The organism is Bacillus paranthracis (assembly GCF_024296885.1).
Classification (GTDB): domain Bacteria; phylum Bacillota; class Bacilli; order Bacillales; family Bacillaceae_G; genus Bacillus_A; species Bacillus_A paranthracis.
Window position 1 is genome coordinate 2,761,798 of record NZ_CP101135.1, and the last position, 22,047, is coordinate 2,783,844.

Annotated in this window: 24 protein-coding genes and 2 pseudogenes; 3 read left to right on the forward strand and 23 right to left on the reverse strand. The window is 32.9% G+C overall.

The window, feature by feature from the left end; all coding sequences use genetic code 11:
• Window positions 1-94: 94 nt before the first annotated feature.
• From NLJ82_RS14200 to NLJ82_RS14235, 8 genes are all read right to left on the reverse strand, one after another.
• Window positions 95-1,261 carry a serine hydrolase domain-containing protein gene (locus NLJ82_RS14200; RefSeq protein WP_000747140.1) on the reverse strand — a complete coding sequence of 389 codons (1,167 nt, stop codon included), beginning with the start codon at window positions 1,259-1,261 and terminating at the stop codon, window positions 95-97.
• Window positions 1,262-1,588: 327 nt separating this feature from the next.
• On the reverse strand, window positions 1,589-2,095 hold the full coding sequence (locus NLJ82_RS14205) for a DUF3902 family protein (protein WP_000843808.1): 507 nt from the start codon (window positions 2,093-2,095) through the stop codon (window positions 1,589-1,591).
• A 258-nt stretch (window positions 2,096-2,353) separates the two neighbouring features.
• Entirely contained in the window at window positions 2,354-3,082 is a 729-nt protein-coding gene (locus NLJ82_RS14210) for a hypothetical protein (RefSeq protein ID WP_001284543.1), read from the reverse strand.
• A gap of 15 nt (window positions 3,083-3,097) precedes the next feature.
• Window positions 3,098-4,207 (reverse strand): DUF58 domain-containing protein, encoded by a 1,110-nt coding sequence (locus NLJ82_RS14215; RefSeq protein ID WP_001075919.1) that lies wholly within the window; start codon window positions 4,205-4,207, stop codon window positions 3,098-3,100.
• Window positions 4,204-5,136, reverse strand: a complete 933-nt coding sequence (locus NLJ82_RS14220; protein ID WP_001094248.1) for an AAA family ATPase — start codon at window positions 5,134-5,136, stop codon at window positions 4,204-4,206. The genes NLJ82_RS14215 and NLJ82_RS14220 overlap by 4 nt, the downstream gene beginning before the upstream one ends.
• Window positions 5,137-5,280: 144 nt before the next feature.
• Window positions 5,281-5,574, reverse strand: coding sequence for a putative quinol monooxygenase (locus tag NLJ82_RS14225; protein WP_000583825.1), 294 nt, complete (start codon window positions 5,572-5,574; stop codon window positions 5,281-5,283).
• Window positions 5,575-5,620: 46 nt separating this feature from the next.
• A complete protein-coding gene (locus NLJ82_RS14230; protein ID WP_000185399.1) occupies window positions 5,621-6,259 on the reverse strand; it encodes a nitroreductase family protein in 639 nt (212 codons plus the stop codon).
• Between the two features lie 18 nt (window positions 6,260-6,277).
• Window positions 6,278-6,706 (reverse strand): MarR family winged helix-turn-helix transcriptional regulator, encoded by a 429-nt coding sequence (locus NLJ82_RS14235; RefSeq protein ID WP_000204172.1) that lies wholly within the window; start codon window positions 6,704-6,706, stop codon window positions 6,278-6,280.
• A 266-nt stretch (window positions 6,707-6,972) separates the two neighbouring features.
• Between NLJ82_RS14235 and NLJ82_RS14240 the strand changes: the two genes are divergently transcribed.
• A complete protein-coding gene (locus NLJ82_RS14240; RefSeq protein WP_000207774.1) occupies window positions 6,973-8,916 on the forward strand; it encodes an elongation factor G in 1,944 nt (647 codons plus the stop codon).
• Between the two features lie 46 nt (window positions 8,917-8,962).
• Here NLJ82_RS14240 and NLJ82_RS14245 read toward each other — a convergent pair whose 3' ends face one another.
• The 6 genes from NLJ82_RS14245 to NLJ82_RS14270 all read right to left on the reverse strand — a co-directional run bounded on the left by NLJ82_RS14245 (window position 8,963) and on the right by NLJ82_RS14270 (window position 12,634).
• Window positions 8,963-9,610 (reverse strand): hypothetical protein, encoded by a 648-nt coding sequence (locus tag NLJ82_RS14245; RefSeq protein ID WP_000238502.1) that lies wholly within the window; start codon window positions 9,608-9,610, stop codon window positions 8,963-8,965.
• 18 nt (window positions 9,611-9,628) lie between these two features.
• Complete coding sequence (locus tag NLJ82_RS14250; protein ID WP_000366239.1) at window positions 9,629-10,096, reverse strand: NUDIX hydrolase; 468 nt, start codon at window positions 10,094-10,096, stop codon at window positions 9,629-9,631.
• A 360-nt stretch (window positions 10,097-10,456) separates the two neighbouring features.
• Window positions 10,457-10,750, reverse strand: a complete 294-nt coding sequence (locus NLJ82_RS14255) for a YfzA family protein (protein ID WP_000768433.1) — start codon at window positions 10,748-10,750, stop codon at window positions 10,457-10,459.
• A 29-nt stretch (window positions 10,751-10,779) separates the two neighbouring features.
• Window positions 10,780-11,397, reverse strand: coding sequence for an ABC-2 transporter permease (locus tag NLJ82_RS14260; protein ID WP_000933347.1), 618 nt, complete (start codon window positions 11,395-11,397; stop codon window positions 10,780-10,782).
• Window positions 11,385-12,257 (reverse strand): ABC transporter ATP-binding protein, encoded by an 873-nt coding sequence (locus NLJ82_RS14265; RefSeq protein WP_000432461.1) that lies wholly within the window; start codon window positions 12,255-12,257, stop codon window positions 11,385-11,387. Before NLJ82_RS14265 ends, NLJ82_RS14260 begins: the two co-directional genes overlap by 13 nt.
• On the reverse strand, window positions 12,245-12,634 hold the full coding sequence (locus tag NLJ82_RS14270) for a GntR family transcriptional regulator (protein ID WP_001167463.1): 390 nt from the start codon (window positions 12,632-12,634) through the stop codon (window positions 12,245-12,247). The genes NLJ82_RS14265 and NLJ82_RS14270 overlap by 13 nt, the downstream gene beginning before the upstream one ends.
• A gap of 302 nt (window positions 12,635-12,936) precedes the next feature.
• Between NLJ82_RS14270 and NLJ82_RS28905 the strand changes: the two are divergent.
• Window positions 12,937-13,023 (forward strand): annotated as a pseudogene (locus NLJ82_RS28905) (DUF4240 domain-containing protein); the annotation flags it as partial.
• An 89-nt stretch (window positions 13,024-13,112) separates the two neighbouring features.
• Here the strand turns inward: NLJ82_RS28905 and NLJ82_RS14275 are convergent.
• The 5 genes from NLJ82_RS14275 to NLJ82_RS14295 all read right to left on the reverse strand — a co-directional run bounded on the left by NLJ82_RS14275 (window position 13,113) and on the right by NLJ82_RS14295 (window position 17,768).
• Window positions 13,113-14,135, reverse strand: coding sequence for an SDR family oxidoreductase (locus NLJ82_RS14275; RefSeq protein WP_000697719.1), 1,023 nt, complete (start codon window positions 14,133-14,135; stop codon window positions 13,113-13,115).
• Window positions 14,136-14,297: 162 nt separating this feature from the next.
• A complete protein-coding gene (locus NLJ82_RS14280; RefSeq protein WP_000053193.1) occupies window positions 14,298-14,969 on the reverse strand; it encodes an ABC transporter ATP-binding protein in 672 nt (223 codons plus the stop codon).
• Window positions 14,969-16,234 carry an ABC transporter permease gene (locus tag NLJ82_RS14285; RefSeq protein WP_000984542.1) on the reverse strand — a complete coding sequence of 422 codons (1,266 nt, stop codon included), beginning with the start codon at window positions 16,232-16,234 and terminating at the stop codon, window positions 14,969-14,971. Before NLJ82_RS14285 ends, NLJ82_RS14280 begins: the two co-directional genes overlap by 1 nt.
• Window positions 16,231-17,325 carry an FtsX-like permease family protein gene (locus NLJ82_RS14290; protein WP_001048977.1) on the reverse strand — a complete coding sequence of 365 codons (1,095 nt, stop codon included), beginning with the start codon at window positions 17,323-17,325 and terminating at the stop codon, window positions 16,231-16,233. Before NLJ82_RS14290 ends, NLJ82_RS14285 begins: the two co-directional genes overlap by 4 nt.
• A 74-nt stretch (window positions 17,326-17,399) precedes the next feature.
• The gene (locus NLJ82_RS14295) at window positions 17,400-17,768 is read right to left on the reverse strand and encodes a hypothetical protein (protein ID WP_000838457.1); all 369 of its coding nucleotides are present in this window, start codon (window positions 17,766-17,768) and stop codon (window positions 17,400-17,402) included.
• Between the two features lie 460 nt (window positions 17,769-18,228).
• Here NLJ82_RS14295 and NLJ82_RS14300 point away from each other — a divergent pair.
• Window positions 18,229-18,366 (forward strand): annotated as a pseudogene (locus NLJ82_RS14300) (IS3-like element ISBt2 family transposase); the annotation flags it as partial.
• A gap of 200 nt (window positions 18,367-18,566) precedes the next feature.
• On the opposite strand, the gene NLJ82_RS14305 reads toward NLJ82_RS14300, so the two are convergent.
• The 4 genes from NLJ82_RS14305 to NLJ82_RS14320 all read right to left on the reverse strand — a co-directional run bounded on the left by NLJ82_RS14305 (window position 18,567) and on the right by NLJ82_RS14320 (window position 22,028).
• The gene (locus NLJ82_RS14305; protein ID WP_000053193.1) at window positions 18,567-19,238 is read right to left on the reverse strand and encodes an ABC transporter ATP-binding protein; all 672 of its coding nucleotides are present in this window, start codon (window positions 19,236-19,238) and stop codon (window positions 18,567-18,569) included.
• Window positions 19,238-20,503, reverse strand: a complete 1,266-nt coding sequence (locus NLJ82_RS14310; protein WP_041185179.1) for an ABC transporter permease — start codon at window positions 20,501-20,503, stop codon at window positions 19,238-19,240. The genes NLJ82_RS14305 and NLJ82_RS14310 overlap by 1 nt, the downstream gene beginning before the upstream one ends.
• Window positions 20,504-20,505: 2 nt before the next feature.
• Window positions 20,506-21,591, reverse strand: coding sequence for an FtsX-like permease family protein (locus NLJ82_RS14315; RefSeq protein ID WP_001055045.1), 1,086 nt, complete (start codon window positions 21,589-21,591; stop codon window positions 20,506-20,508).
• A 65-nt stretch (window positions 21,592-21,656) separates the two neighbouring features.
• Window positions 21,657-22,028 (reverse strand): hypothetical protein, encoded by a 372-nt coding sequence (locus tag NLJ82_RS14320; RefSeq protein WP_000838697.1) that lies wholly within the window; start codon window positions 22,026-22,028, stop codon window positions 21,657-21,659.
• Between the last annotated feature and the right edge of the window lie 19 nt (window positions 22,029-22,047).

A 22,047-nucleotide genomic window follows, 5' to 3' on the forward strand; every position in this document is an offset into this window, starting at 1 on the left:
TATCATGAATGTTAATACTGTCCTTATTTGTGAAATTTAAAAAGCATCTCTTTTATTTAAAACTATCGCAGAAACCTATTCGCTTTTTCTTCATCTATTTATTAAATTCAACTTGCATCATTTTATTAAACTGTGTAAGGATTTCAACCGGACCTAAAGAATTAGCATTGACAGCAAATGTATGCTTGCCTCCAATTACTCCACCAGCAAAAGTCATAAACCCAGGAATTGATCCTCCGTGCCCCCAAACTGAGACACCATTTGGAAGTTTCGTCTCATAGATTCCAAGGCCATATCCATCACCAACCCCTTTTCCTTCTATAGGAACTGTAGTAAGCATTTCTTTTAACTCGCGTTCCTTCAGTAACTTACCACCGAGTAAAGATGAAAAGAACTTGTTTAAATCATCCGCATTAGAAATCATATCTCCAGCTGCATTAGCTAAACTCGGATTATAATACGTAATGTCTTTCAACTCGCCTGTTTCGTCCATTTTCACATATCCACGAGCATGATTCTTTCCTGGGATGACGGGTGAATTTCCTGGTAAAAACGTATTTGGCAAGTCCAGAGGTTCAATAATTCGCTTTTCAATTTCTTCCGCATAACTATTACCAGTTATTTTTTCAATAAGCATTCCTAGTATTACGTATCCTGTGTTTGAATACAACCAGTCTTTACCCGGCGAGAAATCTGGAGGTAGAGAAAGACCTATTTTCACTATTTCTTCAGCTGTATACGTTTTTTTCGAATTCATTATGTCAGCATCTTTTGACTTTAAGTATTCAGCGATACCACTTGTATGATTCAAAAGTTGGCGTATCGTAATTTGATTGCCATCATACCCATTTCCTTGAACGAGACCCGGTAACCACTTCTCAATTGAATCGTCAAGTTGTACGCGATTTTCTCCAACTAATTGAAGAACCGTCGTGGCGGTAAAAGTTTTCGTCACACTACCAATTCGAAAGCGATAATCTGATTTCACCGGTTTCTTTGTGCTTAAATCTGCTACGCCAGCAGTATAACTACTAATTTTCCCTTTATTAGACGTCTTAGCTAATACCCCTGGCGCTCCAATTTGAATTGTTTCCTGCATGACCCTTTTCCAACCATTCCGATTCTTTTGATCATGTGCTTCTGACGAATTAGAAATATTTTGAGTAGACTCTGCTTTTACAGTAAAACCTGGTGTGAATACAGTGGTACCCGCTAATAAAACTGCCAAACTTGCTAACTTCATTGGATTACGTTTTTTCATAAGATTCTCTCTCCCCTATTCATATCATTTTGATTCGAAATATACTTTTATCCTATATGATAAAACTCTCTTTTTTCTTATCCATTCCTTACAAAATACTTACGTTTAAAGTTTGATACGATCTGCTAAGAAAGAATTATGTATGAAAATAAAAAGGACATAAAAAATAAGGAAAGTCCCTTAACCTCCCCCGTTTTTATTTCACCTTATCTTAATTATTTTAAGATGTTTCATTGTGTTCGTATTAAAATGAATAAAAAAGAACGTGTTTTCATTTTTTATGTAAACACGTTCTCTTTTATTTAAACAACTAATCTATATTCACCTTTACCATCCTGCACTAGCGTTCATACCATTTCCGATAATAGAAAGTAATAGTGGCCATAATACTGGTCCTAACGTAAGAAATAAATTTAGCAGTATAAGTATTCTATATCTCCTAGGAATATGGTGATTTTTACGATTAACAAATACTAAAATCACTAATAATATTATCGTCATTACAAATAAAAGTAATACTAACAACCAATACCAAACCATTAGACTGAGACTCCATGGCTGCAATAGCTCGTGTACAATACCAAAGGTGATTCCCAATACTGCAAAACTAAAAGTAGTAACTGTTGCTTTAATAAACAATTTACTTAATTTTTTATCGTATGTATACTTACAATATAAATCTATTAACACGTATAAAGATAAAAATGCCATTAATACACCTACCCAAGACAATAACCAGTCTCCGCCTCCTCTAACTAATATAAACAGAAACCAACACATCCCTGCTGCAGAAAAAATAAAGGAAAGGAGTATGTTTTTCAATACCGATTTCATTCTATTTTCACACCCTTACAAAAATTTAAACATAAATAATAATTTTTTATTTATATGCTACTCGTAATTATTTCATCTGTTTTTCATTCTATATTGATGAAATGAAGATAGCCTCACAAAAAATGTAACGAGCAATACTCTACTAAAGTAACCTTTTTCCATTGGTAGCGATATAAAAAAGTAAGTATACATTACCACGTAATTAAATATAAGTAAATAAAATTAATTTACAGTTAATTTTATTTACTTATATTAACTTCAAACCTTCCCGTCTCGCTCTATCCATTGCACAGTCTTTTCCACATCTAACTCTGTATACGTCTTTTCTCCATATCGGACAGACTCATATATCGGAATAATATCCCTCGTTCTACAAATTCTGCTTAACCATTGTTGCATCGTTTCATAGGACCTTCTCTGTTCGTGAAATGGTAAAGTTCTTTCCCATTCAACTAATGTTTTCCTTATCGTATTTGTCGGTAACGGCTGTTCAAACTGATGCATCACTTTCTTGTTCTTTTCGGTTCTATCCGTATTTTCTTTTGTTATCGATTGTTTATCCTGTTCTATTTCTGATTTCGTTACCTTTTTCCTCATTAATTTATAAACAGCATATAAAATGACCACTGCAATAATTACATAAAAAATGACACTAATCCATGAATTTGAAAGAACAGAAAACACATCAGTCCATGAATTTTTTCGTACAAAAAGTGGAATTTCCCTATCTATTTTCGTTCTTGTATCTACAACTCCTGTTTCTTCATCTATAATTCTTTCAGATTCATCAAACTGTGCGTCTACACTAGTAAAATCATAATTTCTTTCTAATATTATCTCCGTCTTACTAGAAAAAAGCCCTTTTACTATGTCTTGTACATACACAACACCTTGTGATAACGTTATCGCACTAATCGCAAAGAAAAGTATGATTAAAGTTCTTACACCCCATAACTTCACTTTCATATGTCGCTTTTTATTCGCCATGACATAAGCCCCTTCTTATTCTTTCATTACAATCCATTTATTCGTTCTACTGTATTTCTTTGGTGAAGTACCAATAATTAAAGGAACCGCATCCAGTTCCTTTCGACGAAAGCCTGCTGTGTAAAAATAAGAAGAAGATACAGGCGTATCTTGGTCTGATATCGAGGCAAGTACCCTTAATACATTTTGCAAGTGTTTCCGATTATCCCCATTTTTTATATGTAGCAAACCGTTATCTTTTATACTATTGATCCATACTTCAAATGAACAGTTTTGCATGAGCAATTGTTTACATATACCCGCCGTTAATTCGATTAGTTCCTCTGTATCATTTCGCAAAGAAACACCACTTTTATTTTGCAAGTTGAGATAAATCGCATATTTATCTGATTGCGTTCGCTCATACTTTTTCGCAGTTATCGCCCCTGTTTTCGCTGTCGCACTCCAGTGGATAGAACGAAAATCTTCATTTTCATACGACTTCACTCCCATTACTTTCGTTTCATCATATAAGGGTGATGACATCGCTTTTCGAAATCCTCGTGACCATTCTTGTAATTCAGGAACTTGCATTTTCGGAACAGCTGGTAAGACTAAATAAGAGGGCGCATCAACTTGTTTATATGTGATATGGTTCGTCATAAATCCAAAGGGATCTGTAATGACAATTTCAACTTCTTCCCATCTCGCGATGCCTCTTTTTAACGCTACAACTCGCAAATCAAATAAAACTGACTCCCTTCCTTTTAAATTAAAATTCATATAATAATTTGAACCTGTACTATGATTTTTGTTTATTTCATCATGATTCCAAGTTAGCTTATTTTCACATTTAAATCGAAATACAACATTAAAAATAGGAAAAATTGATTTGTTTGAAATTTTTATTTTGCATCTGTTCGTTTCACCTATAAAAACATTCGAATTTCCTTGACTGTATTCCCATTCAACACGAGATACTTTACGTATATAAACATGCATAGCACCTATTAAAATTACATATAAAAATACGAGAGATAATATGAGTAAATTACTTGAAAATACACTTAAAATAACGGCTACAACTGACATAACTCCTATTACGAAAGGCTCCGCTAAAGGTGTATACACAAGTTGTTGATTCATCGTACATTCTCCACTGGCACATTAATCGTATGAAGAATTTCTTTCATAATTTGTTCTTTCGTCGTTTTCATCTCTCCCTCAATCGTTAACGTTAAACGATGAGCACATATGGAAGCAGCAAGTTGTTTTATATCATCTGGCGTACAGTAATCTCTTTCATTTAATATTGCCCGTGCTTGAATCGCTCTCATAAATGCCAACGTTCCCCGCGGGCTTACACCAATTTCAATTAGCTCATGCTTACGAGTTGCTTCAATAATTTCAAGAAGATAATCTTGCACATCATTCCCTACTAGCACTTCTCTTGCACGTTTTTGCATCGTAATAATTTCTTCACTTGAAATAATAGAGTGTAATGTTTCTAACGGATCATTCGTTTGAAACCGATTCATCATTTCCTTTTCAGCTTCTCTCGTAGGATAACCTTGGCGTATTGTGAGTAAAAACCGGTCTAACTGAGCATCAGGTAAAGGAAATGTACCGGCCGATTCAAGAGGATTTTGCGTTGCAATTACTAAAAAAGGTTCTGGTAATAAATGTGTCTGTTTCGCAATTGTAACAGTACGTTCTTCCATCACTTCTAATAACGAAGATTGTGTTCTCGGTACAGCACGATTAATTTCATCCACTACTACTATATTTGCAAAAATAGGACCTAACCTCGTTTTAAATTCCGATTCCTTCACATTAAAATATTCGAGACCAATAACATCTCCGGGCAAAGTATCCGCTGTAAATTGTATTCTTTGAAATTTTGCGTCCACGCTTTTAGCCAAACTTTTCGCTAGTGTTGTTTTTCCTGTCCCCGGTACATCTTCTAATAAAATATGTCCTTTTGCTATTAGAGCAATGGCTGCAAGTTCTATGGATTCATCTTTTCCTATAATAACTTTCGAAATATTATTAGTGATTTTCTTTAATGTGTTCATCTATTTATCCCCCCCATTTTCTTTTATTCTGAAAATTAAGAATTATTATTTTCCAAATTATAACACATTACGGTAAAAGTAAATATATTCCTGTCAAAATAAAAAAGATGACCTTAGCACTATAAGCTAAAGTCATCTTTCTCATTATTTTACTAACTCTCCATTATAAGCTGTTATATCAAGAGGAGCAGTTAAAAACTGTTTTACTTTGCTAACGAAAGATGTGAAGTGTTCACTCGTATTATGACTCGCAACTGCTGCTTCATCTTTCCACACTTCAACCATTGTATACACATTTTCTTTTTCTATGTCCTTATACAAGTCATAAGAAATATTTCCACTTTCTTCTCTTGAACTATGAATCAGCGGACGAATCTCTTCTAAAAATGATTGTTGTTTCGCTGGATCTACTTGAAATATTGCGTGAATAATAATCATGGTGTTTCCCCTCTCATCTTTCACTTATTGAAGTTCTTTTATAAAATTATTTCCACTCTGCAACTTTTTCAATTGGAAGACGTACTGATTGGTAACCACTGTCAGCTGCTTTTCCGATTGAAATTAACATAACTGGTACGTAACGTTCTTTATCTAATCCGAACGCTTCAGCAATTTGGTCTTTTTCAAAACCACCAATTGGACAAGTATCATAGCCGTGAGCACGAGCTGCTAGCATAAATTGCATTGCTACAAGACCGCCGTCAATAAGTACAGTATCTTTCATTACTTCTGGTGTAACCATTGAGAAGTAAGCTGAAAGTTTTTTCATTTGGTCTTCTTTTACTTCTGCTGGCATGAAACCGCGCTCTACTGCTGTACCGTAAATTTCTTCTGCGTTATCAAAGTTGTTTAAATCACCAAATAAAGCGATCATTGCTGAAGATGTTTCTACTTGAGATTGATTGAATTTCGCAAGTGGTGCAAGTGTTGCTTTCGCTTCGTCACTTTCAATCACTACGAATCTCCATGGTTGCATGTTTACTGAAGATGGCGCAAGTGTTGCTTCTGTAAGAATTTCTGTCATTTCTTCTTTGCTAATTTTCACTGATGAGTCGTACTTACGAATGGAACGACGTCCTGTTAAAATTTCGTTAAAATCATTTGTTTTTACTGAGTTAGTCATAGTTGTATTCTCCCTTTTTTATAATTCTTTTATATTTTCTTGAATGTGATTTAACATATTTAAAAGATTATCGCGTTCTTCTTCACTTAATCCTTTAAATGCCGATGCTGCAAAACGTTCTTTTTCCTCTTGAAACGCTTGAATTTTATTTCGTCCCTCTTCAGTTAGAGAAACTAACGTAATTCTGTTATCATCTGGATTTTTACGTCTTACAATCATTTCATTAGCCTCAAGCTGCTTTAAATGCCTCGTAATCGCCGCATTATCAATATTCACTTCTTGCTGAAGTGCTTTTTGACTAATTTCACCTACTTCATATAACTGAAGTATAAGCTCTAAACGAGATTGGCTCATACCCGTACACCCTTCAAACTTCGAACTTACTTCCTTGTTTAGAAAGTGTAATTTATATAAAATAATCGCTTCTTTTGAGCATGAACTTGTCAAATTACCCCTCCTTTACAATCAAAACAAAAAACGTTTGATGTATCAATAGTTGATATGTCAATTAATATAATCTATATCGATTTAGAATGCAAGCTTTTTGTTTTCATTTTTATTTTTTCCAAATTAAGGCGCTTTGTCACGTTACAAAAAATGTAAATCACATTATAATAGTAATACTTTAAATGACTGGAGAGTGATTGTAATGCGGCAATACACAAATAGAAATGAGGAAATGAAAATGGAAAATGAAATGAGGATATTTATATATGACAACAATAAATATAGGGATTGTCGCGCACGTAGACGCTGGCAAGACGAGTTTGACTGAGCGTATTCTTTATGAAACGAATATGATTAAAGAAGTTGGCCGAGTTGATAGTGGAAACACGCAAACTGACTCAATGGAATTAGAAAGACAACGCGGCATTACGATTAAAGCATCTGTCGTGTCTTTCTTTATTGATGATATAAAAGTAAATGTCATTGATACACCTGGACACGCTGATTTTATCGCTGAAGTGGAGCGATCATTTCGCGTTTTGGACGGTGTGATTTTAGTTATTTCTGCCGTTGAGGGTGTGCAAGCACAAACGAAGATTTTAATGCGGACATTACAGAAACTCAACATACCGACTATTTTATTTGTTAATAAAATTGATCGTAGTGGTGCAAATACTGAAAAAGTTGTAAAGCATATAAAAACGATTCTTTCAAATGAAGCATTCCCCTTCTATTCTGTCCAAAACGAAGGAACAAAGGAAGCTCGTATTATTGAATATAAATCATATGACGATTGTATAGAACGATTAGCACCATATAATGAATCGTTACTTGAGTCATATGTAAATAACGAAATCGTAACGGACACAATGTTAAGAGAAGAACTCATTAAACAAATAGCGCAAGCAAATGTGTATCCGATTTTCTTCGGTTCCGCAATGACGGGTATAGGAGTATCTGAACTACTTGAAAATATTTCAACCTTACTTCCAGCTAATAATCTGTCTCAAGACGAAGAATTGTCCGGTGTTGTTTTTAAAATTGAACGTGAATCTTCTGGAGAAAAAATTGCTTACGTAAGAGTTTTTTCTGGTAGCTTACACGTTAGAAAACATGTTGATATACAGCGTGATCAGTCTCTACCACATAAGGAAAAGATTAAAAAAATGTGCATGTTTCATAATGGAGATGCTGTTCAAACTTCTACCGTTCCTAGCGGAGAATTTTGCAAAGTGTGGGGACTAAGTGATATTAAAATTGGTGATATTATCGGTGCACGGACTGATTATATAAAAGATATTCACTTTGCCGAACCACAAATGGAAGCTGCCATCGATGCAGTACCTAAAGAACGAATTCATGATTTATACGCTGCACTTATGGAACTATGTGAAGAAGATCCACTCATTAAAGTGTGGAAAGATGATGTTCATAATGAACTATATATTCGCCTGTTCGGTGAAGTACAAAAAGAAGTAATTGAAACGACTCTTTTTGAGAAATATAATTTGCAGGTTACTTTTTCAAGCACGCGAGTTGTATGTATTGAAAAACCAATTGGCATTGGGAATTCCGTTGAAGTAATGGGTGAAAAAGCGAATCCATTTTACGCAACAGTTGGATTCAAAGTCGAACGTGGTGAACTTAATTCTGGCATAACATATACATTAGGCGTTGAACTTGGCTCACTACCTTTAGCATTTCATAAAGCGATTGAAGATACTGTATTCCAAACGTTAAAACAAGGTTTATACGGTTGGGAAGTTACGGATATTTCTGTCACGTTAACGCATACAGGTTATGCTAGTCCTGTTACAACAGCGAGTGACTTTAGAAACGTAACGCCACTCGTTTTAATGGATGCTTTAAAGAAAGCTGAAACATATGTATATGAACCAGTAAATGCGTTTGAATTAACTGTACCGGAGCAGGCAATTAGTACCACAATGTATAAGCTCGCTGCCATTCCAGCAACTTTTGCAGAGCCTATATTCAATAATGATTCTTATCAATTAACAGGCTCATTACCTGTTACGAAAACAGAGAATTTTAAGCGAATGCTTCATTCATTCACTGAAGGAGAAGGAATATTTACAACGAAGCCAGCTGGTTTCACAAAAATTTCGGCTCCCTTCCCTACTCGAAAACGTGTTGATTATAATCCGCTGAACCGGAAAGATTATTTGCTTCATGTGTTGAAGGCTTATTAAAGTAAAAGAGGTGCAAATTGCACCTCTTTTTGCATGTATTGATAAGTTATTTTTTCCTAACAACTTCTTGAAGCTTTTCTATTATATTTGCTATCGCTTCAATTGAATTCCCTGTTTCATATTCCCCCACATTTACAGAATGATTTGCATTTTTGATAACATCGATCGTTAAATTCGTTTTATATAACTGCTTAACTTGATCTGCATTATATTGATGATCTTTATCCCCAATAACTAAAAGCCCTTCGTGACTACTATGTAAAATAGAATCAAAAATAGATTCAAAAGTTAGTAAAGGTGTAAGTACTATCATTTTTGACTGTAAAAACTCTTCTCTCTTCATTACATTATTTGCAATCGGAATCGTTCCGAGTGACTTCCCTAAAAACATAGTCTCGTTGTATTGCTCATCTTTTAATACTTCATTTATTACAGGATTAATATCATCCATCATTACTTTCGTTACTTCTTCCATTGGTTTATTCATTAATTGTCCATCATAAGAATAATGAATATGTACAACATCTATTTTATGTTCAAGCATAAGCATCGTCGCGTAATAAAATAACGGCTTATCATAATTGTATCCTGAACCTGAAAACATAAAGCAAACGGTACTGGAACTTTTTTCGATATGTGTATAATAAATTACTTTGTCATTTATATGTACCTCTTTTTTAGTCCCCTTCACCATTTTCCCCTCCGAATACGTTTAATCTTGTAATACGATATGTTCTGTATGTACTGCTATATCCTTTACTTTCTCTTTTATAAACGCGGGCTGTAAATTATATGCCTCTAACTCTTCTACTGGCACCCACTTAAACAAATATGTTCTATCCTCTTCTTCCAAAACATATTGATCTACTCCATTTGCAGGTAACTCATGTAGCTCTACTTCATAATAGAAACTAATTTCATGAAACTTTCGCTCAGAAAGTGTAAAGAAATTTTCTACTGACCATATTAATCTCTTCCCTTTAATAGGAACGCCTAGTTCTTCTGCAAGTTCTCGTTTTAACGCGTCTTCACTATTTTCTAGCATTTTCACTCTTCCGCCCGGCACATACCAAAAATCTTCACCGTCACCTTGCAGAATGAGTATTTTATTATTATGTTTACAAATTGCTCCGACGCGGTAATTAAAACATGTTTCCTCTACTTTAAATGTAAGATCCATCCGTAACGCCCCCTATGCTTTATTTAAAAATCGCTATAAACCTATTATGTATGTGTTGTACAAATAAGATTACTAAATTTTTCTAGTTCGTTCAATAATTTTAGAACTTTCCGAAAATTATACACATCATTTGTCATCACAAGTATAAATACATATGTCACAATTACTGCGCCCACTTTGGAAGCAGTATGGGGGACGAATGCATCTCTATCAATATACAACACTGAAAAATCAAATATTTTTCAAGAAATCATTGTAAAAGATAAAGTGAAACATCAATAAGTGGAGTTTTTATCTTTTTCCTGTTGTTTTTAAATATAGTTAAGACATTATTAAAAAGACGCAAGGTCAACTTATGTGCTAATTAATTCTTTTTCTAGAAAAAGCGTCTTTTATTGCACTTGTTACTACATTTAGGAATAATAAAATAGCCATAACTGCCGTTAGTACATTAAATTGCTTTGTTTTATAAGGAGCGAACCATTCCGTAAAGAACTCTGAATTAACGAGACGATCCCCAACTCCTCCTTCCTTGAAGTTCGGTATCCACGAATTCATGTCAAGGATGATAAAAATTAGTTGCATAACGAAAAATGCTCCAATAGTTTTCAGCCAATTTCGTATTCGACTAGGACGCTCTTTTTTTAATTTCATTTAAACCATCCTCCTTTTAGAACTTGCTATTAAAGAGCCTTGTTCTGATAGATACGAATAGATAATATCCATGAAACCCCATAGCACCCCACTGCTATGACAGCAAATAAAAGAAATAATTTCAAATCTGAAATCTCTTTTAAAAAGGTCAGTACGCCATTAGCATATTTATTTAATAAATATGGAGTATTTTTCATTAAATATATAACTCCAATAGATAAAAATATAAAAACTGGTACAAGTGTTTTCACTTTAAATGCAACAAAAAATGGGATGTAAAATGCTGTTATCAGCATGACTGCCAAGAAGCCTAGTATGTAACTTTCTATGGAAAGTTGAAATTCCATGCTGTCTAAAATGAAATATTTTCCAACTAAACAAAATGGGATGATTACTATTGTAAAAAGTAAAGTTCCAACGTATTTTGAACTTATAATTTCCTTCCTAGTATACGGTAATGAGTTTACTAAAATATTAGCATTATCTTTATCATCAGATTGATATGTGTTAATTACAAAAACGGCACTACAAATGATTATGACATATGCTACATCCATGCCGGCCCACAAATAGGTAACTAGAAATAAGAGATAAGCAGGCAAGAAAGTTTTTTGTAAAATCAAATCCTTTTTAATTAAATTAAGCATCTTGAATCCCCCTTTTTCATGAAATACATAATATCCTCTAAACTCGGTTTTTCAATCACCACATCCTTATCAAATAAATTTTCGATAGAATGTGCATTTTCAATCAATCCCTCGAAACCTGTATTTGCCTTACGTACAGAAATAAATTCACGCTCAGTATCAAACTTTAACAAATCTAGTGGTCCTTTGACTAAAACATAATCCTCTGCAATGGCATAAATATCTTTTGTGAAAATATGCTTCCCATTTTGAATAAATGTAATATAATCGGCAATGCGGTCTAAATCCGTTGTAATATGTGATGAGAAAAAGATAGTTTTCTCTCCATCCTGCATAATATTTTGTAGAACATCCAATAATTCTCTTCTGAATACAGGATCAAGTCCAGATGTAGGTTCATCCATAATAATTAGTTCAGCATGATGTGAAAGGGCAATTGCGAGAGAGGCTTTCATTTTCATTCCTTTGGAGAATGTTTTCATTTTTTTGTTTAATGGTAATTCGAACAGCTCTTTATAATATGTAAATTGGTTAAAATCCCATTTTTTATAAGCAGGTGCAATAATTTTAGTAATTTCCTTTAATGTGAGTTCATCATAAAACACATTATCGTCATAAACGAAGCCAATTCTTTCTTTAATTCGTTTCGCATCAGTCGAATAGTTCATGCCAAATAAGGAGACGTTTCCACTATCCGGGTTTATTAGATTCATAATCATTTTAATTGTTGTAGATTTACCTGATCCATTTCCTCCAATAAAACCCGTAACAAATCCTTTTTTTACTTCCATCGAAAAATTGTTTATTTGAAACCCTTTAAAAGATTTACTGACATTTTGAAGTTCTATTACGTTTTCCAAGAGTTTTCCTCCTCGTATAAAATTGTAAGCATTTCTTTTAGCTCATTTAAAGAAACATCCATTTGCTTAGCATTTTGAATCGCTTCACATAACTTTTCTTCAACTGTTTTTAATTTTTCTTCTTTCATAGTTTCAATGTTTTGTTCTGCTACAAAGGACCCTCTTCCGACAATTGAATTAATAAAACCGTCTTTTTCCAGTTCTTCATATGCTCTTTTCGTTGTAATAATACTTACTCGTAAATCTTTTGCTAACTGACGCATTGAAGGAAGAGCATCTCCTTGTTTTAAATCACCTAGTAAAATAAGCTTTTTTATTTGGGCACTAATTTGTTCATAAATAGGTTCCTTTGAAGTGTTCGTAATAGTGATTTGCATGCAAATACCTCTTTTTAAAAATATTGTATATATACTTTATATACAAAATATACTATCGTACATTTCAAATCAACAGAAATTTTCCAAAATATAGTTACAAACACAATCTAATAATGTAATTAATACAACTTATTTATACAGGCCTTCCTTGTATTAGCCGGATTTTGAGGCGGCGGTCTTGCTACTAGCTAATACACGATAAAGACTTCGTTGTGTTTTACAGAAAAATTGGCACAACTGATAGTGTGAAAAAGAAAGAGTTTAAAATAGAAGAAAAATTTGAGGAAGTTGATATCAAGTTAGACTAGGATGAGGATGACGAAGAAGGACTGAAAAATATGTTTTCTAAGCTGCGGGAAATGTACGAGGAAGAACCAATTGAATTATAAATTCACATACGAAAAACACCTTGTTTCTTTAGTAACAAGGCGTTTTTTCTTAATACTAGGTTTAAATTGTTATTTTTCCGCTAAATTTATTAATACCATCTTTCTAACAATTCCTTCTCCCTTTCGCCTGAAATACCTGCTTTTAATTCCCATTCGTCTGTGCTCTTCATCCACTCATACACGTCTGTAACTGTCTCTTCTATTCTTCTAAAAGTAAGCCCTTCTTTCACAGCATTCTCGACACTAATAGAAAACCCGCCTTTCCACGGCTTCGTCTCACCATCTAATGGAAAAGTTTCCGGAATCCATAAAGGCATTTCTGTCCACGGCTGCACATTATGTTCACTCATAAACGATTCGTCTACCCAAACGAATTCAGCATCACTATGCGTAACCTTTTTACACGTATTTAATAGTTCTTCCATCGTCAAATCATAATTTGGACCTGTTACATTGAATATACCTGCATTTTTGTTTTCTGCCATGTTTAGTCCCCAATTTGCGACGTCTTTTATATCAACTATCTGCACTGGACGGTCTTTTCTTCCTGGAACTAACACCTTACCTCCTTTTGCTACACGCTGAATCCAGTATGGAAGTCGATCTGTATAATCGAACATTCCTGAAAGAAGTCCTGCTCTTACGTGTAAAACACGCCGAGGCCAATACTCCTCTGCTTCTTTTTCACATAATACTTTCAGCGCACCGTAATACTCATAAGGAGATACTTCACCATTCTCTACAGCCTTTATTTGCTCTTTCGTTGGTTCAGGTTGTAATATATAGTCTTCTTTTATGTCATGCGGAATCCAATCTTTATATACGGAAAGGCTAGAGATGAATATATAATGTTTTATATTATCTTTTAAGACATCTCCAATATTCCGAATGTGATGTGGAGAAAACCCACACGTATCCACGACAACATCCCATTTTCGATTTTCTAAGCTTGATACACCACCATTTCTGTCACCGATTAACTGCTCCACTTCAGGAAAGAGTTCTTTGTTTGTTCCGCGGTTAAATAATGTAACTTCATGCCCTCTGTTCAAAGCCTCTTCTACAAATGCTCTGCCTAAAAATCGTGTACCACCTAGTATTAGAATTTTCATGGTTCTCCTCCATTCATCATTAAAAATCTTTTCTTTTGTTAAACGATTTTCTATCATAAAAAGTTACGGGGGGATTTTTTATTTTAATCCTACAAATAAAAAGAATCCGTCTTGAAAAATTAATCAATACGGATTCTTAAATTAGATATAATTGTTAAATTACTAACTCCGCACAACTTCCCCATCAACTAACTCAATAATTCTATTACACTTATTCGCTACTTCCATATCATGCGTTACAATAATAATTGTTCGTCCTTCTTCATTCAGTTGTAACAGTAGATTCATAATTTCTTCTCCTGTTTTTCTATCTAAATTTCCAGTCGGTTCATCTGCCAATATTAATTCTGGTTCACCTACTAACGCTCTTGCAATTGCGACACGCTGCTGTTGTCCACCTGATAGCTCGTCGGGTGTTTTATGCATATGTTCTTTTAATCCTACTTTTTCTAAATAGAACTTCGCCTTATTTTCTCTTTCCCGTTGCTTTAGCTTTCTATATGTGAGTGGTAGCACTACATTATCCAGTACAGTATGTTCTTTTAACAATGCAAAATATTGAAAAATAAATCCGATCATTTCATTTCTTGTTTTATGAACTTTATTTGCTCTAATTTCAGTTAATGTTTTTTCATTTAACGTATATTCACCCTCATTTGGCATATCAATTAACCCGATAACATTTAGTAATGTACTCTTCCCTGAGCCTGATCGCCCCATTACCGCTATCATTTCGCCCTTATTTATCGTTAAATTTATACCGTTTAACGCGAACGTATTATGGTTCTTGTTACTATACACCTTTTTAATATCTTTTAGCACAATCAAACTCATTATTCCATTCCTCCTATTAATGTTTTCGGTTCGAGCTTTCTAATAAATAAGAAGACAATTACATTCGAGACAACGATGATCAATAATAAGAATAGGAATACTAACAATAATATAGGTAGATTTAATTTAAAATCTAATACAGACGCCACGTTTAGATCTTTTGCTGTTTGGAGAAGAGCTCCATATCTCAATGAAAAGTACGATAGTGCCATTCCGAAACCAGCTATTCCTACTATAGTATTTTCTAAAACAATTTGAATGAAAACTCCAATCTTACTTTCTCCAAGAACCATTTTTATTCCGAATTCCCTTTTCCTCATCATAATAGAGACGATAGTGGTTACAACAATTCCTGCTATTGAAAATAGAATAAATAGTATTCCTACTATAAGCTGCGGGATTTCAGAGTAGCTATTAACCATAATATCTTTACTTATTTCTTCTCCCAATTTTTTCAAATGTAACGTAACGCTGTTTCCTTTAAGTTGAATTGTTTCTTGTAATTCCTTTACATCTGCACCTTTTCGTAAAGTTAATACGGTACTTTGATGCAACCTTAAAAACATTGATTCATATTCTCCATACATTTCAGATGACATAGGCAGTATCATCGCTTTATCCAGCTTTAAATATGTATTTGTTGAATTATTATTTACAATGAATTTATTTTCTGGTAAAAAACCGATAATTGTATATCGATTATTAATTGTATCCCCTACTTGAAAATATTCTTTAAAGTAAGAACCAGCTAACACATTCATTTTCTCTTCACCTTTTTTTTGAAAATCTTGGCGTGAAAACCCTTTACCATTTTTGAAAGAAAAATCAAGTAACCTATAATAGTTTTCATCTACTAGGATCGAATTAATAGTAGGTCTTTCATCATGAAAAGTTTTATTTTTCAAATCAGCAAGCATACTATTTTTAAGTAATCTATTACTCGATTCTAATTCTATTATTCGCTCTTCGTATGTTCCAAATGAAATCACATCTTTATTTTGTTGAATTTTATTATAAATCTGTTGAATTTGCTCTTTATTGAATTGATCACTTCTTAACCTATCTGTAGTCATATCGAAAGAAATTAAGTATGTGTTGTTCAAATCTAATACCGAACTGGAATTGTCATTGAGATAGTATAAATTCGAAAATACATTAATAGAACTCGTTATAGTTGATAATCCAAATGTAAATTGTATGAGGAGCAGCAGTGAAAATAAAAATCTCTTTTTTAAAGCTATTACAGCGCTTTTTATTCTCATCATATTTTTGACTCCTTCAAAGTTTTAGCAGGTTCACTTTTTAACACATAGATGAATGGTATGAAAGCGGTAATGAAAGATATAGAAAAAGCGCTAAATATACTCATTACAATATGGAAAAAACCGAAACTAATGCTATAACTTGTATATTCTAAAATCCTTGTACTCAAAATGCTTAAAATCCATTGTATACCTATTGCACAGGCTGCTGCTGTGATTGCACATATGAATAGTTGACTAAATATAAATATAAAAAGATTCAAGCTACTTGCTCCCAAGGCTTTCCTGAGTGATAGACTTTTTTTCTTCGTGTAAATCCAAAAATAACTTACAATTATGCAATTAATTAAAGCTATGAAAAGGAGTCTATATGGAAAACTTAGCAATTCTTCCACTGCTTGACTTGAGTTTTTTTCTTTCTCATAATTCTCTTTTTCATTTATCACTTTGATATTTGTATCTTTTTTCTTCTGCTTAACATGCTGAATGAAACTGTCTATCTCCTTTTTAGGATCCCCGTTAGACCTAACTATCATTTGAAATGTATTTTCATTCTGTATACTTCGTTTCACCTCATCTGGCATATCATTTAGCGAGACGTAAATTTTATAATTATATTCATCTCCAGTATTTGCTCCACCCACACCTTTAACTGTATATTCCTTATTAAATAATTTTATTGTTGCAGAATCTTTATAAATTTTCTTTCCTATAATTACATTATTTTCTTCACCTTGTTTCATGGGAGAACCTTTTAGCAGCGGTGGAGACCAATTCATATTAATAAGACCAATGATAGTCACTTGACCGATATTGGGAATAGTAGTGCGAATATCATTTGTAATAACGCTAGCATTTTTAAATTTAGATTCTGTTAATTTTTGAAATTCTTTAAAATTCAATTCTCCCATACCGGTTAGCTCAATGGAGTAGTAATAATTGAAATAACCATTTTTACTATCATAAAATTTCTCATCATAATAATCTCGAGTTGATATAGCTATAAGTATTGGTAATATCGTCAATACAAATCCAATAAATAACATACTGAATAGTTTCTTGTTCACCGCTATTTCTTTTAATATTAGATTCATATATCCTCCGAATTTTAAAAACCGTGAAAAGGTATAAAATTTTTTCACGGTTTTTATTATTATTTATATAGTTCTTACTTAATTGTCATAGCCTTTGATGTGTACGCACTATCGCCGACCATTATCCATTCATGGGATGAATTACCGCTGCTTACCGCCCCATTTGATGTAAAATTGACACTTACACGATCAGAGCTTGAAGCATTAGGCAATTGTCTAAAACCAGAGGATCCATCATTAAAACGAGCACTTACAGTCATCTTGTAATAATGAGGTTCATTTGTTTTTGCTGTATAAGCAGATGCAGAAGCTTTAGCTCCAGAACCCACCCATGCTGCACTTGAATCCCAGTTAATTGTGGCAAATGAAACTGGAGAAATCGTACCTACTACACAAGCTGTTATACCTAGAGTAGCCAATGTCTTTTTAATTAAGCTTTTCATATATCACTAATCCCCCTTGTTTAAAATATTCACTTAAATATTTAAGTATTTTCAGGCCGTGACCTCATTATATAAGATAAAATAGCAGAGAAGTGAGAACATTACTAAAATTAACATTTTTACATATCCTTTACATTCCTTCTAACAAAATGACATAAAATCTAAGTTACGCTATTTTTAAAATTGACTGTTGATTTTCATACACTAAGATTTTTCCTAATCCTGTTTTATTTCCCCCTGTACATTCAGATGAGCAACTTACTGATCATTAATATCCCAATAATATACCTTGTTTTAAAAAGCCTTCTGTAGTTATGAAGTGAACCTGAATAGTGGTACATGAAAAAAACCTCCGTTGAATTCGTATACTAAGTATGCAAATTCAACGGAGGTTTTTTTCGTTTGAAGACAGGAGTTCATTACCCAGAAGAAATAAAGTGGAAAGTCATTTAAAAATTGAAGCTTCTACTCACAAGAAATAACAAAAGTATCCAACATAACTGTGCGAAAGATTGTGCTAGAATACATTCATTACTACACTAGTGTGCGAATTCTAGAAAAATCCAACCATCTATTCCCTAAATTCTTTAGGGAATAGATGGTTTAGGTGTTTTGATAGGTGTCCAGTTTTAGAAGTTCACTTCAATTTAACAAGGCGTTTTTTCTTCATACTATGTTTAATTTGTTACCTTTCCACTTCATAAACATGCCTAAAGAAGGAGTAACCGACGTTCTACCATGATTATTAACCCTGCTTTGTTATAATAAGAACAGTATATATCCCCTTATTACTATCATTTAACTCCGCACAACTTCCCCATCAACTAACTCAATGATTCTATTACACTTATTCGCTACTTCCATATCATGCGTTACAATAATAATTGTTCGTCCTTCTTCATTCAGTTGTAACAGTAGATTCATAATTTCTTCTCCTGTTTTTCTATCTAAATTTCCAGTCGGTTCATCTGCCAATATTAATTCTGGTTCGCCCACTAACGCTCTTGCAATTGCGACACGCTGCTGTTGTCCACCTGATAGCTCGTCGGGTGTTTTATGCATATGTTCTTTTAATCCTACTTTTTCTAAATAGAACTTCGCCTTATTTTCTCTTTCCCGTTGCTTTAGCTTTCTATATGTGAGTGGTAGCACTACATTATCCAGTACAGTATGTTCTTTTAACAATGCAAAATATTGAAAAATAAATCCGATCATTTCATTTCTTGTTTTATGAACTTTATTTGCTCTAATTTCAGTTAATGTTTTTTCATTTAACGTATATTCACCCTCATTTGGCATATCAATTAACCCGATAACATTTAGTAATGTACTCTTCCCTGAGCCTGATCGCCCCATTACCGCTATCATTTCGCCCTTATTTATCGTTAAATTTATACCGTTTAACGCGAACGTATTATGGTTCTTGTTACTATACACCTTTTTAATATCTTTTAGCACAATCAAACTCATTATTCCATCCCTCCTATTAATGTTTTCGGTTCGAGCTTTCTAATAAATAAAAAGACAATTACATTCGAGACAACGATGATCAATAATAAGAATAGGAATACTAACAATAATATAGGCATATCCAATTTAAAGTCTAATACCGTTACTGTTTTTATATCCTTTGACATTTGCAATAGAGCCCCATATCTCCATGAAAAGTATACTAGTGACATCCCTAAGCCAACTATTGCTACAATAATATTTTCTAAAACAATTTGAATAAACATTCCAAATTTACTTTCGCCAAAAGCTATTTTTATACCAAATTCCCGCTTTCTCATCAAAATAGAAATAATAGTCGTTACTACAATTCCGACGATTGAGAATAAAATAAATAAGATTCCGACTATAAGTTGAGGTATTTCAGAATAGCTATCAAGAGTAACCCCTTCATTTATTTCTTCACCTAAACTTTTTAAATAAAACGTACCATCGTTTCCTTTAAGTTGAATTGATTCTTCTAATTTCTTTATATCTGCACCTTTTTGTAAATATAAAACTGTACTTTGATGTAGTCTTAAAAACATCGCTTCATATTTTTCATATCTATTAGATGACATAGGCATTATCATTGCGTAATCCAACTTCAAATATGTGTTCGTCGTATTATTATTTACGATAAATTTATTTTCTGGCAAAAATCCTGTAATTGTATATTGATTATTAATTGTATCCCCAACTTGAAAATATTTCTTAAAGTAAGAACCCATTAAAACCTTTGTTTTCTCTTCACTATTTTTTTGAAAATCTTCATGTAAGAAGCCTTCTTCAAATTTCAAAGGTAAATGTAACAATTTGTAGTAATTTTCATCTACAAAAATTGTTTTAATAGTAGGTCTGTCATCGTGATACGTTTTATGTTTCAAATCATTAATCATACTGGTTTGAAGTGGTCTATTACTTGACTCTATTTCAATAACTCTCTGCTCGTATGTACCATACGAAATCACATCTTTATTTTGTTGAATCGTTTTATAAACTTCTTGAATTTGTTCTTTATTAAATTTATTGCTTTGTGACCTATCTGCCGTCGTTTCAAAATTAATTAAATATGTTTTATCAACATTTAATACTGAGCTGGATTTATCGTTTAGGTGGTGTAAGTTATAAAATACATTAATTGAACTCGTTATAGTTGCTAATCCAAATGTAATCTGTATTAGAAGAAGTACCGAAAATAGAAGTCTCTTTTTTAATGCTAGGAACGCACTTTTTATTTTCATCATTTTTACTCCTTTAATGCTTTAGCAGGTTCACTTTTAAGCACATATACAATTGGTATTACAGAGAGGATAAAAGCTATAGTAAGTGAAAGAAATATACACATTACAATATGAGTAGACTGTAAACTAATGCTATAACTTGTAAACTCTAAAATATTTTCACTCAAAGTGCTAAAAATCCATTGTATGCATATTGCACAAACTGATGCAGCAATTGCACATAAAAACAATTGACTAAATATAAAAATAAAAAGATTTACATTACTTGCTCCCAAAGCCTTCCTTAACGAAAAACTCTTTTTCTTTGTATAAATCCAATAATAACTGACTATTATACTAGTAATTATAGCTATACAAAAAATTCTATATGGAAAACTGAGTAACTCTTCTACGGCTTCACTAGAGTTTTTTTCCTTCTCATAGTTCTCTTTTTCACTAAACACTTTGGCATTTATATCTTTATTGTTCTGCTTTACATGCTGTATGAAAGTTTCTATCTCTTCTTTAGGGTTTTCGTTAGAACGAACGATCATGTGGAATGTCTTTTCATTTTGTATCTTTTGTTTCACTTCATCTGGCATGTCATGTAAAGAGACATAAATTTTCATATCATACTCATATTCTGTATTTACTCCTGCTACGCCTTTAACTGTATATTCCTTATTAAATAGTTTTATTGTTTCCGTATTTTTATAAATTTTCCTCCCCACTATTACACTATTTTCTTCATGTTGTTCCATCTGAGAACCTTTTAGCAATGGTGGAGACCAATTTTTATTAAGGAGACCATTCATTGTTATTCGCCCGATATCTGGAATAGTAATACGAATATCATTTGTAATAACACTAGCATTTTTAAAATCAGATTCTACTAACGTCTGAAATTGTTTGAAATTGAATTCCCCCATATTAGTAAGTTGAACGGAATAGTAATAATTAAAATAACCATTTTTACTATCATAAAATCTCTCATCATAATAATCTTTCGTCGACATTGCGATAAGTATCGGCCATATTGTCAATACAAACGCAATAAATAACATAATGAATATCGCTTTGTTCACCACTATTTCTTTTAATACTAGATTCATATATCCTCCTTATTTTAAAAACCGTGAAAAAAGTATATATCCTTTTTCACGGTCTTTGTTGATTTTTATTTAATTGCCATTTCCTTATAGGCGAATGCACTATCATCCTCTACGACTGACCATTCATGAGTCGAATAACCACCATGCACTTTCCCTTTAGATGAAATTTCAAGATCTATACGATCTGTAATTCGTGCATTATCCACTTCTTCTTTTCTAAAAGAGCCATCACTAAATTTAGCTGTTACAGTCATTTTGTACATAAGAGGTTCATTTGATTTTGCAGTGTAGGCAGTTGCCGTAGCTTTCGAACCGGCTCCTGACCACCTTGCACTATTATCCCAACTAATCGAAGCAAATGAAACGGAAGAAACCATACCTAATAAAGAAGCAGTTAGTCCTGTAACAGCTAAAGTTTTTTGAAGTAAGCTTTTCATATATCCTTAATCTCCCTTT

Coding starts and splice junctions, on each gene's coding strand:
- NLJ82_RS14285 (WP_000984542.1), bottom strand. CDS start 16,234: ATGATGAGAATAAAAAGCGCTGTAATAGCTTTAAAAAAGAGATTTTTA.
- NLJ82_RS14315 (WP_001055045.1), bottom strand. CDS start 21,591: ATGAATCTAGTATTAAAAGAAATAGTGGTGAACAAAGCGATATTCATT.
- NLJ82_RS14290 (WP_001048977.1), bottom strand. CDS start 17,325: ATGAATCTAATATTAAAAGAAATAGCGGTGAACAAGAAACTATTCAGT.
- NLJ82_RS14240 (WP_000207774.1), top strand. CDS start 6,973: ATGACAACAATAAATATAGGGATTGTCGCGCACGTAGACGCTGGCAAG.
- NLJ82_RS14320 (WP_000838697.1), bottom strand. CDS start 22,028: ATGAAAAGCTTACTTCAAAAAACTTTAGCTGTTACAGGACTAACTGCT.
- NLJ82_RS14215 (WP_001075919.1), bottom strand. CDS start 4,207: ATGAATCAACAACTTGTGTATACACCTTTAGCGGAGCCTTTCGTAATA.
- NLJ82_RS14280 (WP_000053193.1), bottom strand. CDS start 14,969: ATGAGTTTGATTGTGCTAAAAGATATTAAAAAGGTGTATAGTAACAAG.
- NLJ82_RS14270 (WP_001167463.1), bottom strand. CDS start 12,634: ATGCAAATCACTATTACGAACACTTCAAAGGAACCTATTTATGAACAA.
- NLJ82_RS14205 (WP_000843808.1), bottom strand. CDS start 2,095: ATGAAATCGGTATTGAAAAACATACTCCTTTCCTTTATTTTTTCTGCA.
- NLJ82_RS14295 (WP_000838457.1), bottom strand. CDS start 17,768: ATGAAAAGCTTAATTAAAAAGACATTGGCTACTCTAGGTATAACAGCT.
- NLJ82_RS14210 (WP_001284543.1), bottom strand. CDS start 3,082: ATGGCGAATAAAAAGCGACATATGAAAGTGAAGTTATGGGGTGTAAGA.
- NLJ82_RS14200 (WP_000747140.1), bottom strand. CDS start 1,261: ATGAAAAAACGTAATCCAATGAAGTTAGCAAGTTTGGCAGTTTTATTA.
- NLJ82_RS14260 (WP_000933347.1), bottom strand. CDS start 11,397: ATGCTTAATTTAATTAAAAAGGATTTGATTTTACAAAAAACTTTCTTG.
- NLJ82_RS14230 (WP_000185399.1), bottom strand. CDS start 6,259: ATGACTAACTCAGTAAAAACAAATGATTTTAACGAAATTTTAACAGGA.
- NLJ82_RS14305 (WP_000053193.1), bottom strand. CDS start 19,238: ATGAGTTTGATTGTGCTAAAAGATATTAAAAAGGTGTATAGTAACAAG.
- NLJ82_RS14255 (WP_000768433.1), bottom strand. CDS start 10,750: ATGAAATTAAAAAAAGAGCGTCCTAGTCGAATACGAAATTGGCTGAAA.
- NLJ82_RS14250 (WP_000366239.1), bottom strand. CDS start 10,096: ATGGATCTTACATTTAAAGTAGAGGAAACATGTTTTAATTACCGCGTC.
- NLJ82_RS14245 (WP_000238502.1), bottom strand. CDS start 9,610: ATGGTGAAGGGGACTAAAAAAGAGGTACATATAAATGACAAAGTAATT.
- NLJ82_RS14225 (WP_000583825.1), bottom strand. CDS start 5,574: ATGATTATTATTCACGCAATATTTCAAGTAGATCCAGCGAAACAACAA.
- NLJ82_RS14220 (WP_001094248.1), bottom strand. CDS start 5,136: ATGAACACATTAAAGAAAATCACTAATAATATTTCGAAAGTTATTATA.
- NLJ82_RS14275 (WP_000697719.1), bottom strand. CDS start 14,135: ATGAAAATTCTAATACTAGGTGGTACACGATTTTTAGGCAGAGCATTT.
- NLJ82_RS14310 (WP_041185179.1), bottom strand. CDS start 20,503: ATGATGAAAATAAAAAGTGCGTTCCTAGCATTAAAAAAGAGACTTCTA.